Annotated in this window: 12 protein-coding genes; 9 read left to right on the top strand and 3 right to left on the bottom strand. The window is 39.2% G+C overall.

The genetic code is table 11. The features are described from left to right. The first annotated feature begins 4 nt into the window (after positions 1–4). Positions 5–3685, top strand: a complete 3681-nt coding sequence (locus CP363_RS04535) for an MMPL family transporter (protein WP_098035891.1) — start codon at positions 5–7, stop codon at positions 3683–3685. Between the two features lie 113 nt (positions 3686–3798). Beyond that, positions 3799–4815 (top strand): zinc ribbon domain-containing protein, encoded by a 1017-nt coding sequence (locus CP363_RS04530; RefSeq protein WP_005727326.1) that lies wholly within the window; start codon positions 3799–3801, stop codon positions 4813–4815. A gap of 119 nt (positions 4816–4934) precedes the next feature. On the opposite strand, the gene CP363_RS04525 is transcribed toward CP363_RS04530, so the two are convergent. Then, positions 4935–6317, bottom strand: coding sequence for an NAD-dependent succinate-semialdehyde dehydrogenase (locus CP363_RS04525; protein WP_061205187.1), 1383 nt, complete (start codon positions 6315–6317; stop codon positions 4935–4937). A 166-nt stretch (positions 6318–6483) separates the two neighbouring features. Between CP363_RS04525 and CP363_RS04520 the strand changes: the two genes are divergently transcribed. Further along, positions 6484–6987 (top strand): nucleoside 2-deoxyribosyltransferase, encoded by a 504-nt coding sequence (locus CP363_RS04520; protein ID WP_089146058.1) that lies wholly within the window; start codon positions 6484–6486, stop codon positions 6985–6987. 27 nt (positions 6988–7014) lie between these two features. Here the strand turns inward: CP363_RS04520 and CP363_RS04515 are convergent, their stop codons facing one another. Continuing rightward, a complete protein-coding gene (locus tag CP363_RS04515; RefSeq protein ID WP_057726973.1) occupies positions 7015–7875 on the bottom strand; it encodes a helix-turn-helix domain-containing protein in 861 nt (286 codons plus the stop codon). A 2-nt stretch (positions 7876–7877) separates the two neighbouring features. After that, positions 7878–8672 carry an alpha/beta hydrolase gene (locus CP363_RS04510; protein ID WP_061205190.1) on the bottom strand — a complete coding sequence of 265 codons (795 nt, stop codon included), beginning with the start codon at positions 8670–8672 and terminating at the stop codon, positions 7878–7880. 157 nt (positions 8673–8829) lie between these two features. On the opposite strand from CP363_RS04510, the gene CP363_RS04505 reads away from it, so the two are divergent. From CP363_RS04505 to CP363_RS10720, 6 genes are all read left to right on the top strand, one after another. After that, entirely contained in the window at positions 8830–9435 is a 606-nt protein-coding gene (locus CP363_RS04505; protein WP_005722611.1) for a TVP38/TMEM64 family protein, read from the top strand. Next, on the top strand, positions 9435–9986 hold the full coding sequence (locus tag CP363_RS04500) for a GNAT family N-acetyltransferase (protein ID WP_005727319.1): 552 nt from the start codon (positions 9435–9437) through the stop codon (positions 9984–9986). The genes CP363_RS04505 and CP363_RS04500 overlap by 1 nt, the downstream gene beginning before the upstream one ends. A 230-nt stretch (positions 9987–10216) precedes the next feature. Next, a complete protein-coding gene (gene serS / locus CP363_RS04495) occupies positions 10217–11524 on the top strand; it encodes a serine--tRNA ligase (protein WP_098035890.1) in 1308 nt (435 codons plus the stop codon). Positions 11525–11739: 215 nt separating this feature from the next. Next, on the top strand, positions 11740–12075 hold the full coding sequence (locus tag CP363_RS04490; RefSeq protein ID WP_232785577.1) for a YSIRK-type signal peptide-containing protein: 336 nt from the start codon (positions 11740–11742) through the stop codon (positions 12073–12075). A gap of 237 nt (positions 12076–12312) precedes the next feature. Then, positions 12313–12492, top strand: a complete 180-nt coding sequence (locus CP363_RS10930) for a hypothetical protein (protein WP_233187131.1) — start codon at positions 12313–12315, stop codon at positions 12490–12492. A 151-nt stretch (positions 12493–12643) separates the two neighbouring features. Further along, the gene (locus CP363_RS10720) at positions 12644–14962 is read left to right on the top strand and encodes an MBG domain-containing protein (protein ID WP_233187130.1); all 2319 of its coding nucleotides are present in this window, start codon (positions 12644–12646) and stop codon (positions 14960–14962) included. Positions 14963–15344 lie beyond the last annotated feature (382 nt).

Genomic DNA, 15344 nt, shown 5'->3' with positions numbered 1-15344 from the left:
GAAAGTGCAGAAATTTCTGAAGAACCATGTTTTCGAACTGATTGCGTGGATTTTAATATTGATTATTTCCGTTGTTGCTTTGCCTAACATTACGCAGCTGACTAATGATCACTCTAACATTACGTTGCCAAGTAATGTGCAAAGCAATGTGGCACAATCAATAGAGAACAATTGGGGCTCGAAAAAGAAAAACACTTATGCAGTAGCACTTGTTTTTAACAAAAAGAGTGGCAAGCTAACTGATGCCGATAAACAGGCTATTAATAATACGCTTGATAAGTTCACTAATGATAAAGGCAAGTACGGAATCAAGGATTCATTACTTCCAGATTCCAATATTGCTACAAGAAAGAAACTTCAATCAAAAGATGGCACGACTTGGGTAGCACAATTTAATGTGGCTAAGAGTCATGGCACGATTGAAAAAGTTTATAACGAAATGAACAAGGCCGCGAAAACGCAAGGGCTTCGTACTTATGTAACGGGTGCGGATGTCTTGCAGCACGACTTCTCCGCCTCAATTCAAGAGGGAATTAAGAAGACTGAAGCCATTACAGTTGTCTTTATCTTTATTGTTTTGGTTATCGTATTTAAGTCACCAATTGTTCCACTTATTTCATTGTTGACAGTTGGTGTTTCATTCCTTACTTCCTTCTCAATTGTTACTAATTTAGTTAAAAGCGCCAATTTCCCATTTTCAAACTTTACGCAAGTGTTTATGGTTATCGTGCTCTTCGGTATCGGTACCGACTACAACATTTTGCTGTATGACAAGTTTAAAGAAAATCTAGGAAAAGGGATGGACAAGTATAAAGCCATGCATGACGCTTTGCGCAATGCTGGTAAAACAATTCTTTACTCAGGTTCATCCATCTTAATTGGTTTTACTGCTTTAAGTTTAGCTAAATTCTCCGTTTACCAATCAGCTGTTGGTGTTGCGGTCGGCGTTGCTGTTTTATTGGTAGTGCTTTTAACACTCAACCCATTCTTTATGGCTACGCTTGGTAAGAAAATGTTCTGGCCAGTTAAGAAATTTATTGGTGAAAGTGATGACAAGTTATGGCATGGTATTTCATCTGCCACATTGAAGCATCCAATTATTTACTTGGTTGTGTTAGCAGTTGTTGTTGTGCCATTCATGTTAATGTACTCAGGTCACTTGAACTACGATGACACTGATGAAATTGCAGATTCAGTTCCATCTAAGCAAGGTTTGTTGATAGTACAAAAGCACTTCTCTAAAGGGATGGCTGAACCATCATACTTGTACATTCAAAGCAAGCATAGATTAGACAATGAAGAAAATTTGAAGTTAATTGATCAAGTGACTAAGCAACTTCAAGCTTCAAAAGATGTTTCATTTGCGACATCTGTTACAGAACCTTACGGCGAACCAATTGATATGCTTTATGTCAACAATCAATTAAACACGGTTAACGACGGTGTTGATCAAGCTCGTTCAGGTTTGGGTAAATTGAGCAAAGGCTCAAACAAGGTTGCTAACGGTGCTAACAGCTTAAAAGATGGTGCTGATCAACTTCAAAACGGTACTAGTCGTCTTCAAAGTGGCGCTAGCCAATTAGTTAGTGGTACTAATCGTTTGCAAAACGGTGCTAGTCAATTACAAAGTGGTGCAACTCGCCTGCAAAGTGGTTCAGGCCAACTAGTTAGTGGTGCTGATCGCTTACGTAGTGGTGCTGTTCAATTACAAAGCGGCGCTGTTCGTTTACAAACTGGTGCAGGTCGTTTAGAAAGTGGTACTCATGCATTGCAAAGTGGTGCAAGCAGCTTAGTTAGCGGTGCAAATCGTTTGAAGAATGGTGCTAACAGTTTGCAAAGTGGTACCCAACAAATGGTTAACCAATTGCAACAATTGAGTTCACAACTTTCAACTCAATTGAGTGGCTCTAACAAGCAACAACTTGCCCAACTTCAAACTGCTTTGCCACAAATCAATAGTGGTATTCAACAATTGAATCAACAAGTTAGTGGCTTAGATATTTCTGGTTTAACTTCACAACTATCTGGATTAAGTGACAAGATTTCAGCAGCTGAAAGCTCAGCTAAAGATCAAGCAGCAGGTGCTGTAAAACAAGCTTCATCAGCCGCTGGAGATGCAGCTATTGCTGCTCTTGAAAAGAGTGGTGTAAAGATTGATTCTAGCCAAGCAGCAGCTGCCAAGGCAGCAGCAAATGCTGTGGGTGATCAAGCTTCTGGTCAAGTTAAGAATTCATCTTCATCTGCTGCAGGCAATATTGATACTAATTCGTTATCATCAATGACTAGCCAAGTTTCACAATTGAAGCAAGCAGTAGCTCAATTAGCCCAAGCTTCAAACAAGGCCCTTCCAGGTGCAGCTACTGCATTGAACCAATTAAGTTCAGGCTTAACTCAAGTTCAATCCGCTGCTTCACAAGGTGTAGCTGGTGCACAAAAGCTTAATAACGGTGCTGGTCAATTGAGTAACGGCCTTGGTTCACTTTCATCAGGTGCTAGTCGCCTTGGTGCAGGTGTAAACCAAGTTAATAATGGTGCCGGCCGATTAAATAATGGTCTTGGTACTCTTGCAAGCGGTGCAGGTACGTTGAACAATGGTCTTGGCACTCTTGCAAATGGTGCTGGAACTTTGAACAATGGCTTAGGTACTCTTGCTAGTGGCGCTAGTCAACTTAACAGTGGTATCGGTCAATTAGCCGGTCAAGCTCCACAACTTATTTCAGGTATCAGTCAACTTAACACAGGTGCTGGACAACTTAGTGCAGGTGCTGGTAAGTTGGCAAGCAAAGTTCCACAATTGACTTCAGGTATTGACACTGTTAATAGTGGTTTAGGTCAAGGTGAAACCTACCTCAGAGGTTTAGGTTCATCAGCTGCCGCTGATACTTTCTACATCCCTAAGGAATTCTTGAAGAACGATATGTTCAAGAAGTCAATGGATGTTTACCTCAGCCCAGACAAGAAGTCAGCTCAAATTATTGTTGTCTTCAATTCAAATCCAAGTGCAACTGAAGCTACTGATAAAGCACAAGAATTAAGTGCTATGGCTAAGAAGTCACTCCAAGGTACTGCCTTGAAGGATGCTAAGGTAGCTATGGGTGGTCAAAGTTCAAAGATTAAGGATACTAAGACGGTTGCTAGTGGTGACTTCCTTAGAACCGCTGCTATTATGTTAATCGGTATCGGCATTGCCTTGATGTTTGTAACTCGTTCACTTTTGCAACCAATCTACATTCTTGGGACTTTGCTTATTGCTTACCTCTGCTCACTTTCAATCAATCAATGGATTGTTAAAGCAGTTCTTGGTAAGTCAATGCTTACTTGGAACACACCATTCTTCAGCTTCATTATGTTGATCGCTTTGGGTGTTGACTACAGTATCTTCCTGATGACTCGTTATCGTGAACTTGAGTCTGAAGGCTACACTACTCCAAGTTCAAGAATCTTGAAGGCATGTGCTATCATTGGTACGGTTGTTATATCAGCCGCAATTATCTTGGGTGGTACTTTTGCAGCCTTGATTCCATCAGGTATTCCAACTTTGATTGAAGTTGCCTTAGCCGTGGATATTGGTTTGCTCATCTTGGTCTTCATTTTGCCAATTACTATGTCAGCAGCTACTAAGTTGACATATGAGGGAATCGACCTTAATAAGTTTGCCAAAAGAAGAAAAAAGAAAAATAATTAATAAATAGTTTTTCAGATCGAATCGTAAAGGTTCGGTCTTTTTTGTTTTATTTCTCAAATTTCGATCCATGTTATAATAATCATTAACAGATTGAAAAAGAAGGGAATTCTTATATGACTACTTGTCCAAATTGTGGCCATAAAATTAGTGAAACAGATGATATTTGTCCAAACTGTGGCTTCAATCTAAAAAAATATCGAGACGACTTTTTCACAGATCAGCACCAAAAAGCAAAGTTTGAAGAACCAGATGAAGGCGAAAAGATTATCAGCCGTGCAGCCTATCGGGAAGAATTTATTCCTGAAAAGCAAAACACCACTGTCCAAAGAATGATTGCGTGGGTTAGGAAAAATGCGACCTTAGTCTTCTTATTGGGAGTCTTACTTTTAATCCTAATGAGTTTCTCTAGAGCGGCAGGGTGGACTGGCTTTTTAGCCCTAATGGTTTGGCTTTATATTGTGTGTGATCGTAAAGATAAGATCGAGCAGTATACGGTTGATAAGCGATTAACGCAAAAGATTGACCGAATTGGTTCCGATGTCTTTAACCGGGTGGATGCACGTGAAAGTAAAGTCAAAGCGAAAAACCGAGAATTTGTGCAAAAATATCCTCGGATTGAAAATCATGTACGTGAAATAAAAAATGTTCGCAAGCATCACTTCAATTACGTGCAGATTTCAGTTATTTTTACGGCTTTAGTTAGTCTAATCGTTCTCTTTACCGACTCGGGTGCCTCGGCTTACACGCAGAGAATGTCTATTTCCAATGTACTGTTCGGTTTAGCAGGGCGCTTGCTTTCATCTGGCGTGACATCATGGTATGCACTTATTCTTTACATTGTCTGGTTGCTACTATTCTTGTTCCCAATTTTCATTATTTATAATATTTTGAAAAATACTAAGGCTAGTCAGACTTTGGCCTTCTTCCTTTCTTTGATTGAATCAATCTTTTTGATTTATATGATTTTTCAAATATCAAGCGCAGCACATGCTTCAACTGGGGTGCTGGCTCAATTGACGAGTCAGCTTATGTCATATGCAGTTTCTCTTGGGGCTTCAGCTTACTTTATGATTTTGGCTAGCGTGTTGACCACGATTTTGGCTGGATATAATCTTTTTAAAAAGAAATAGAATTAATAATAAGTAAAAGAAATACGCTGGTTAAGTTGCCAGCGTATTTTCTACCCAAAGTCAAGTATTATCAATGATTTAAGAAAATAAATTTACTTGTTTCTTTTATCGAAAAATTACTATTGATTATTCTTAGTAACATCAATTACTAAGTGTTCGTTAACAAAGGCCATCATGCCCAAGTCACTTAATTCACGACCGTAGCCAGACTTCTTCACGCCACCAAATGGCAATTCACCAGAGGTAATCCAGCGGCCATTGATGACAGTCATACCAGTTTCAATTTGAGCGGCCACGTTTTGAGCACGTTTGATATCGTTAGAGATAACAGATGAACCTAAGCCATAGCTAGAATCATTTGCAAGCTGAATGGCATCGTCATCATCGTCAACTACAAAGACTTCTGCTACAGGGCCAAATAATTCTTCATCATAAATAGGATTTTCTTTGTCGATGTTAGTCAAAATTACAGGTCTGAAGAAGGCACCTTTAGAATCAATCTCTGGATATTGGTAAAAAATCTCGGCTCCTGCGTCAACGGCCTTTTTAACCTGAGCTTCTAATTTTTCCTTAGCACGTTCGGAATTCATTGGTGGCAAGGTAGTATCGGCTTCAAGTGGGTCACCCGCTTTAAGATTAGAAAAGACGTTTTTAAGCGTATGTAGCACTTCCTCATAATGAGATTTTTCAACAATAATTCTCTTGGATGAAGTACATACCTGGCCATCGTTATAAGTTCTAGCATCGCCTAAAACGTTACGCAATACTTGCGGATCTGCATCATCTAAAACGATAAATGCGTCATTGCCGCCAAGCTCCATGGTTGATTTCTTTAAATTTTTACCAGCAGCTTCGGCAACAGCTGAACCGCCACGTTCTGAACCAGTTAATGCAACGCCTTGAACTCTAGGATCGGCAATAATATCGCTTAATTGATCATAGGTTGGATAAAGGTTAATTAAGCTGCCTTCAGGAGCACCAGCACGTCTAATGATTTTAGCGGTTAAAGCAGCAGAACCTGGAACATTGTGGGCGTGTTTCAGTAAGATTGGGTTGCCCACGATAAAGTTAGGAGCGAAGACCCGAATAACTTGATAAAGTGGGAAATTCCATGGTTCACAAGCCATAATAACGCCAGTTGATTGCTTCAAATAATATGCATTGCCTAAGTCTGATTCGATTGGAGTAGGAGCCAACATTTTGACCCCGTTTTTGGCATAGTAATCACAAATTGAAGCACATAATTCAACTTCTTCTCTTGATTCGCGCAAAAGCTTTCCCATTTCCAGGGTCATCATTTTGGCTAAGTCATCTTCATGCTCGCGCAAAGCATCTGCTATCTTGTGTAATTGACGACTGCGGGTCTCAGGATTTTCATGACGCCATTTTTTATATAAAGCGTGTGCTAAGTTAATGGCATCGTCAATTTGTGCGGCAGTAGAATTGTCATAGCTTGCAAATTCTTCGTTAGTATATGGATTAATTGATTGATATCTAGACAAAATAATTCCTCCAATAAGTTTTATGTTTAGCTTTAATAAGTTATGTTTCTATTATAAAGCGTTTACAATGAAAACACAGCTATTTGTGCTTTTAGTTGTAAAAAAGTCATGCTAAAATGAAAAATAATTTTATTTTGTAAGTTTTAAACATTGAAGGGACAAAAGCATGAACAAACAAGTTTCAACTGCTAAGATTTATTTAGGCACTCCATTTTACAATGATGATCAACGTGCTAGAGTTGATAAGGCTCGTGCCTTGTTAGAAGAAAATCCGACAGTGGTCAGAGTGCATTTTCCATTTGATCAAAATTTTGTTGATCCGGATGAAAAGAATCCTGAAATTGGTGGCATTCGCAGCATGACTTGGCGCCTTGCCACTTATAACAATGACCTGGAAGGTCTAGTTAACTCTACATGTGGCGTCTTCTTGTATGACATGGACAATGTAGATGATGGTAGTGCTTTTGAAATTGGTTTCATGCGTGCTTTGCATAAGCCTGTAGTCTTGGTAACCTTCACTAAGGATCCAGACAAGGATAAAGTGATGAACCTGATGATTGCTCAAGGTGTTACTACAATTATTGATGGTAATACTGAACTGGACAAACTTGCTAACTTTGATTTCAATACAGTACCTGCTAAGCCAGTTACTGGTTACATGATTATCTAAAAAAATCCCCATTTTGGGGATTTTTTGTTAGTCATTTAATTTTTTTAGTAATTTTTTAGCCTGATTTAGCGTAATCGTGTTGCGGTTGATTCGGGCAAAAGCACAGGCATCATGCAAATGTTGGATAGCAATTGCTTTCTTTTTTGACTGATCAATATCATTCATGCCTTGCCGCAGTAGGATGCGTGCCATGTAAAAAATCACGTGCTTCTCAGCGCCAATCTTATAGGCATAGCGCAACAATGCATTAGACTCACGATACATTTTTCGTTCGCCATAGAATTCACCGGCATCACATAAAATACTTAAGGCATGCATTGTAGTCAAAATATTATCGATCTTGACGTCCATAATGTTCTTTAATACTTGACTATAATAGTGCTCGGCTTTCTCTGTTTCACCTTGTTTAGCATAGATTTGACTACAACCATTTAATGCCAACAAGCGGTAAATATCATTTTCAGGCAATTCCTGGGTGGTCAAGATATTGTTGAAATAAAAGAGCGCACTCATTTGATTGCGATCACTTCTTAGAGCATATTGTCCGCGCAAATAGTGATAATGAATCCGATTTGTTTGGCGTTTTAGGTCTACTTCGGGGTTGATTTGTGAAAGTAAAGTAAAAATTTTACTGTAATCAAAATTGATAAAGGCAAAATCCGCTTCAAACAGGATATGCGCGATATATTTGTGCTCACTGCTGTCCATAATATCGCTAACATCAATATCCATCCGTTCACAAAGCTGCTTAAGAATTTTAAATGAAGGTACCTGTCCGTTGTTTTCAAACTTACTTAAGGTTGACTGCGTGCAAATGCCGCGGCAAAGTTCAGTTTGCGATAGCCTTAATTTTTTTCTGGCTTGAACAAATTTTTCTATGTTGATCATACTTAATCTTGTCTCTTAATAGTTTGATATAAAAAATCGAGCGATTCGTCTACATAATCGGGACCATAAGCCATGGCGTGACCGTGACCAGGAATTACGAGGAGCTGTACGCCTAAGTTTTTGTCAGCTAAGAACTTAACAAAATCCAATACTGTAGCTAGTGGTGTCAACTCATCTGCGGAATTAATCATCATTAATTGCTTGAGATGGCTATAGTCAAATGACTTAGCGTCTAATTTTTGTAATACAGCCTCATCTTCAGTACCTGTGTAGGTTAATGTGAAGTACTTGTAGAAAGATTGTCTGATCTTTTCAGGATCGGTAATGCCAAAATCGTTAGCGGCATCTGGGGATGCTTTAGTATCTTGATGATCTTTAATCCAGTTTGAATATTCAACTGGAGCAGACCAGGTGACAGTAGGGAAACCGTATTTCCCAGCAACCTCAATTGCCATTTCACCGCCAACGCTGGCTCCAATTTGAACAATGTTTTTGACATCGTCTTGATCAGTGTATTCAGAATTCAACAGCCAGTCGACAAAGTGCAATGCATCTTCATGAGCAGCAGGAAAGTGGTATTTAGGTGCTAAGGAGTAGTCGGGGATGAAGGTCATAAAGCCCGCATTAGCAAAGCGAATACCTAGATTTTTTACGCTTTCTTTATTACCTCTAAACCAGCCACCGCCATGCCAGAAGATTAAAATCTTGGTATTAGAAGATGTATCATTAGGATAGTAAATATCCGTTTTTAATTCTTTAGTCTTGTCATAAACAATATCATTCTTAATTACAACCATAAGATGCCTACCTTTCTAATAACTTATTAACTTTATTATATAGTATCTGCCCAAAGTAGCTAAAATAATAAAACTTTTTTTAGATTTGCATGTTTACGGTATCTGGGCTGGATTTTTGTTAAAATTGAACTACTAGGCGATGAAGGAAGGCGAGAAAATGCATCTATCGACTAAGGCTAGTCGTAAATTAATCAATATTGCAACTATAGTTTGTGGAGTCGCAATCGTGTTGCTGGTGATTTATTGGTACCGCTTGGGGATCTTTACCGATCAAGCTAAAATGCGGGCTTATCTGGCTAATAAACAAATTGTTGGTCCGATTATTTTCGTGTTGATTCAAATTGTTCAGGTAGTTATTCCGATTATTCCTGGGGGCGTGTCTTTATTAGGAGGCGTGGTCTTCTTTGGCCCAGTTGCTGGGTTTATTTATAACTACGTGGGGATTTGTATTGGCTCAATTATCAACTTCTTTTTAGCTAGACACTACGGCCGGCCCTTTATTTTGCATATTGTTTCGGAAGAAACGCTTGATAAATATATGAAGTGGACAGAGAATCAGAATAAATTTAATTGGTTCTTTGCATTATGTATTCTCGCCCCAGCAGCTCCCGATGACGTGCTTTGCCTGCTAGCAGGATTGACTAAAATGAAGTTTTGGACTTATTTTTGGATTATTATTTTGTGTAAGCCATGGACAATTGCGGCCTATAGTATAGGCCTACAGTTTGGTGCAAAGTGGCTCTTGAAGCTGATGGGTAACTAATGCTTGAATCTAAGAGGATATATTTGAGACCTTTTGAAGAAAGGGACGCGCAGCAATTACTGAAGTGGGGTGGCAATCCCCGCTACCACAAGATGGCTGGCTTTGAGGAATACCGCAATCTGACTGAGGCGGTTAATGGCGTGAAGCAATATATGTCGCGTCCTGAAAGTTATGTCGTTTGCTTGCGCAAGAACAATGAAGTGATCGGTCTGGTTGAATTGTATGAACGCGGCTTAGATGAAAAGAGTGGCCTATTAAAGACTAAAGAAGTTGGCTTTTTGCTAGATCAGTCGTTTGAAGGTCACGGCTATATGACTGAAGCTTTACGATTGATTTTGACCTATGCTTTTAAAAAGAAAAAGCAAGTAGAAGTCTGGGCTGGAACTTTTGCCGATAATGAAAAATCACAGAAATTGCTTAAAACACTAGGATTTCAGTATGTTTATACTGTCGATTACACACAAGTTAGTGCACTTTTTTCGTTTAAAGAAAAATATTATTTGCTCAAAAAAGAAGAATGGCTTAAAATAAATGCAAACACGAAATCCTAAGACTGCTTCAGAGAGTTCACGGTTGGTGCGAGTGAATGCATAGTCGCTTCCAGATTTCAATAATGTGGGCAATTAATAGTTGCACGGTTTGACGTCGTTACTCGTCTGGTAAAGAGGTGCAGTCTAGATAGACTGAAGCTGGGTGGTACCGCGAAACCGTGTAAGAGCCGATTCGTCCCAAGTGTAGGGATAAGTCGGCTCTTTTTTTATGCATATCATGGAGGTTTTATATGCTTGATATTAAAGTGATTCGTGAGAATCTTGACTGGTCAAAGAAGAAATTGGCTACACGTGGCATTAAGCCAGAAGAATTAGATGAATTAGTTGAAATTGACGCTAAGCGTCGTAAGGATTTGACTAAGAGTGAACAATTAAAGGCTAAGCGTAACGACGTTTCTAAGCAAATTGCAGAAAAAAAGCGTAACAAAGAAGATGCTAGCGATGCAATTGCTGCTATGCGTGAAGTAGGTAAGGAAATCAAAGACTTAGATAAGGAAGTTGCGGAATTAACTGAAAAGCAAAACTACATCTTGCTTAGATTGCCTAACTTCCCAGCTGATTCAGACCCAATTGGTCCGGACGATAGCTACAACGAAGAAGTTCGTAAGTGGCACCCAACTACTGAATTTAACTTTAAGCCAAAGGCTCACTGGGATATTGGTACTGACCTTGGCATCTTAGACTGGGACCGTGCTTCAAAGGTTTCAGGTGCACGTTTTGTTTACTACATCGGTGCTGGTGCGCTTTTGGAACGTGCTGTCTTCAACTTCTTCCTTGATGAAAACACTAAGGAAGGTTATACCGAAATTATCCCACCATACTTGGTAAACGATGCATCAATGCAAGGAACTGGTCAATTCCCTAAGTTCCACGAAGATGTTTATACCATCGTTGATAATGACGATCCAGATAAACCACGTGACTTAACTTTGATCCCAACTGCTGAAGTTCCATTGGTAAACTACTTCAGAAATGAAATTATTCATGAAAACAAGTTGCCAATCAATGTTACTGCATTGTCACCAGCATTCAGAAGTGAAGCAGGTTCAGCAGGACGGGATACTCGTGGTTTGATTAGAATGCACGAATTCCGTAAGGTTGAGATGGTTAAGGTATGTAAGCCTGACGAATCATGGGATGAACTCGAGAAGTTAACTCATAATGCGGAACACTTATTGCAAAAGTTGGGCCTGCCATATCACGTAGTTGCTCTTTCAACTGGGGATGCAAGTTTTACTAGTGCTAGGACTTACGACCTTGAAGTTTGGATGCCTGCACAAGACAAGTACCGTGAAATCTCAAGTTGTTCAAACTGTACTGACTTCCAAGCTCGCCGTGCACAAATTCGTTACCGTGATGAAGACGGCAAGCTTCACTTGGCACACACTTTAAATGGCTCAGGTTTGGCTGTTGGTCGTTGTGTAGCTGCTATTTTGGAAAATTACCAAAACGAAGATGGTTCAGTAACTGTTCCTGATGTACTTGTTCCTTACATGAATGGTATGAAGAAGATTACTAAAGAATCAGGTTTAATTTAATTCCTAAATTTAATTAAAAAATGAGCACAATAAAATCGTTATTTTAGTTGTTGTGACTGACAACCTAAAATAACGATTTTTTTTGCATATAATTTAAGCCTGCTTTTTGTTGTGATTTATGTTAGGTGTTATTAAAATAGATGAATAGAATAAAACCGCGTAATAGAAAGACTATAAGTTAGAGATAAAACATAACTTAAGGGGATTGAGAGGCTATGACTTTTAATAAACATGACTTTGAAGGTAAGCAACGTTTTAGTATTAGAAAATTAAGCATAGGTGTTTGTTCCGTTTTGCTTCCAACTTTGTTGTGGACGATGAATACAAGTCAAACGGTTCATGCGGATACTACGGATCCAGTAGAAACAGAAGAGGTTGAGTCGGCTAAGAAGACTACCACAGATACTGGAAATGATCAGACTACGACAGCTGATAAGAATGATAACGATACTACTGCTCAAAAAGAAGTTAGCGGTACCGATCCTTTGACTAGCAAAAATTCAACCGAGCAGAATTCAACTAAACAGGCAGAAGATAAAAAAAGCTACTAGTCTAGAAGATACTAAAGATGTTTCTACTCAAAATAATAAGGAAGTTTCTTATAGTGCTTACAATAAGAGCGGCGATCCAGGTCAGCAAACCAATTTGTTTACCCAACTTGGAATAAGGAAGATACATCTAGTGAGGGTAAGGAGTCTCTAGCATATACTGAGAACGCCTCAGTTTATGAAGCCCGTCCAGTTCATACTGTTTTGTATATTCCAGTAAAACAGCAAGCGAGAACAGTAATGGCTAAATATGTAATTGCTGGTGGTGACAAGAATGGTCAACAATTTGCACCTGATTCACAAATACAGGTATTCTATGCCCAGACTGGTAGTTTAAATGTTGCTAATAACACGATTACTTATGGTAATTGGCAATGGGTCAAACAGCAGGTGATTCAACAACGCCAGGATTTAAAGTGATTTCTGGTTCATGGAGCCTACCTAAAGAAGCTGGACAAACTTGGCAAGTTAATGTTCCTGATCCAGGCAAGGATTATGTTGTTGTAAATATACGTATGGTAAAAATAGTACTAATAGTACTATTTTAAGCTACACTGCTAAAGATGGTGACTTGATCTTTGATCAAACTCCAGGCAATGTCGGTGAATACCACGTGGAATTATCTACGCAAGGGTTGGCTAACATTGAAAAAGCTTTGGGTACTAACTACGCATACCCACAAGTAGCAGCTGATGTAACTACTAAGGGTACATTAACCATTAACCAGGGCGAAGCTACTGTTACCCTGAATAGTGGTGACAGCAAGACTTATGATGCTAAGCAAACCTTACCAAGTGGACTTAACTTGAATAAGTACAACGTAACCTACGATGCGACGGTTTACTCCGCTGATGGTGAAGCTCAGACACTTAAGTTAACTGCTGACGATTTGCAAATTGTTGGTAATGCAACGAATGTCGGTACTTACCAAGTTAAATTATCACAGGCTGGTCAAGAAAAGCTTAAGCAACTAACTGGTAATAATGGTGCTAACTACAAGTGGACATTTAAGACAACAGCTAACTACATAGTTACTGCAGCCACTGCTGACGCAAAACTTAATGGCTCTAACCAAAAGACATTTGATGGTACAGCTGTAACAACTGCACAAGTTAACAGCAATGGTCAAATTTTAGTTCACTTTACTTTTCCAGGTTCAACTACCGAAAGTACGTATGCTCTGCAAGACGGTGATTATATTTGGAATGCTGGCAGCGCACCAGTTAATGCTGGTACTTACACCATTACGTTGAACAAGCAGTCAATATTGGCTCACTTGCAAGATGCCTTGAAGAAGCAAGTTAACGGTAATGTAACTATTTCCGCTGACGATTTAGGAGGCCAGGCAAGCTTCACAATTACGCCAAAGGCAATTACTGATATCACTATTTCTGGTAGTGATCAAAGCAAGACTTATAATGGCAAATCAGCTGATCTCGATGTTAATGGCTTGAAGATCACGGCAAATGGTACGGTTACGAACACACCATTAGTAAACCCAGGAATCACTGCTAGTGACTTTACGTGGTACGATGCGGCTGGTAAGAAACTTGACGGAGTTCCAACGGATGCAGGAACTTACCAAGCCCACTTGAATGCCAACACGCTCGTTGTATTGCAAAAAGCAAATCCAAACTACAAGCTGAATATTTCTTCAAAGGCTAAGTTTACTTTGGATGCAACCTTAACGATTGAATTTGAAGATACTCAAGAAGGTAACAAGCAAGTTGGTCAGACAATTACTAAGTCTGGCGTTGCTGGCTATACCACAAATCCTAACAAGGTTGAACAAGTGAAAGTAACTGGCAATGATAAGGATAGTGAAGTCACTGTTACTTATACTGTCAACACTCAAACGGGGAAGATTTCTTACGTTGATAGTGATGGCAAAGAAGTAGGGCAAACTCCGCTTAGTGGCAAGACCGGTGAAACAGTAGATGTAAATCCACAAGTTCCAGCAGGATGGAAGATTGTTTCAGGACAGGATATTCCTAAGACAGTAGTTGCAACTGCTGATGGCATTCCAACTGTAACTGTAAGGGTTGAACACGACACCATTATTGTTACTCCAGAAACTCCATCGGGGGATGTTCCAACAGGTCCAGTGCCAGGTGATCCAAGTAAGAACTATGATCACTTCGATACTTTGACTAAGACTCCAACTAGAATAATTACAGTCATTACGCCTTCTGGTGCTAAGCTGATTATCACTCAAAAAGTAACATTTACTAGAACTGCAACGTTTGATAAAGTTACTGGCAAAGTTACATACAGTGAGTGGAAGGTAGATGGTAATACTCAGTGGGATGCATATACTGCTCCAACGTTTAGTGGCTACACTGCTTCACAAAGTAAGGTGGCAGCGGAAAAGGTTTCAGTAGATACGGCTGACAGTAATATTGAAATTACTTACAAGCAAGATGAAGTACCAACTCCGGAACCAGAACCTCAACCGAAGCCAAAACCAAATCCAGAGCCGAAGCCAGATAAACCTGACAAACCAAATAAACCGGATAAGCCAAACAAGCCTGCTAAGCCAGCAAAGCCTAATAAGGAAAGTAAAAAGAAGCATAATCATTCTAAAGCAAATAAGAAGGGCTATGACTCTAATAACAATCCTAAGTATGAAGGTATGCCTATAGGTCGAAAGAAACGCGCTAACGGCCCAGTTAAGGCAGCAGACGCTGAATTTGGCAAGAGGACAATAGGGAAAGCAGAAAGAAAGCAATTAGCTAACAAATTAAATGCAAAACCGAAGTCCGTGCAAGACTTATTGCCTCAAACTGGTAGTGAACACAAACACACACTAGGTTTGATTGGTACATTACTCGCTGGTTTAGGTTGGATTAGTTTACTTGGCGTTGAAAAACGTAAGAAAAAAGATGAATAGACACTAAAGATTGATCATCTAAAGATATAAAATGAGACGTTTATCGAATGATTATATTTGATAAACGTCTTTTTTTGCATTTTGAGTGAAAAATTAGGCAAAACACTGTTTTTTGAATTATTTTGAAAAAATTTCGAAAAATTTTGTACTAAAATTAAGAGAAAAAACATTAAAACTCGAATAATAAGCGTAAGGATAAAAATAAAGTAAGCAAAAAGAAAAAGGTAGATTGAAATAGAAACAAAGGAATAATTACAACGCGTCCAAGCGTTTCTAAAAGATTGCGAACGAAGAGCAAGACTTGCCAAAGCAGAGAAAATAAGGTAAATTAATAAAGTCGCTTCGAGAGATGCGACGAGAGCTTAAAAACAGACATGTAAGG

Origin of the sequence: Lactobacillus sp. UMNPBX12, assembly GCF_002553955.1 — a bacterium.
Taxonomy (GTDB): domain Bacteria; phylum Bacillota; class Bacilli; order Lactobacillales; family Lactobacillaceae; genus Lactobacillus; species Lactobacillus crispatus.
This window is presented reverse-complemented; position numbering and strand designations above follow the sequence as displayed.

Coding starts and splice junctions, on each gene's coding strand:
- CP363_RS04505 (WP_005722611.1), top strand. CDS start 8,830: ATGCATCTATCGACTAAGGCTAGTCGTAAATTAATCAATATTGCAACT.
- CP363_RS10930 (WP_233187131.1), top strand. CDS start 12,313: ATGGCTAAATATGTAATTGCTGGTGGTGACAAGAATGGTCAACAATTT.
- CP363_RS04490 (WP_232785577.1), top strand. CDS start 11,740: ATGACTTTTAATAAACATGACTTTGAAGGTAAGCAACGTTTTAGTATT.
- CP363_RS04500 (WP_005727319.1), top strand. CDS start 9,435: ATGCTTGAATCTAAGAGGATATATTTGAGACCTTTTGAAGAAAGGGAC.
- CP363_RS04515 (WP_057726973.1), bottom strand. CDS start 7,875: ATGATCAACATAGAAAAATTTGTTCAAGCCAGAAAAAAATTAAGGCTA.
- CP363_RS04530 (WP_005727326.1), top strand. CDS start 3,799: ATGACTACTTGTCCAAATTGTGGCCATAAAATTAGTGAAACAGATGAT.
- CP363_RS04510 (WP_061205190.1), bottom strand. CDS start 8,672: ATGGTTGTAATTAAGAATGATATTGTTTATGACAAGACTAAAGAATTA.
- serS (WP_098035890.1), top strand. CDS start 10,217: ATGCTTGATATTAAAGTGATTCGTGAGAATCTTGACTGGTCAAAGAAG.
- CP363_RS04520 (WP_089146058.1), top strand. CDS start 6,484: ATGAACAAACAAGTTTCAACTGCTAAGATTTATTTAGGCACTCCATTT.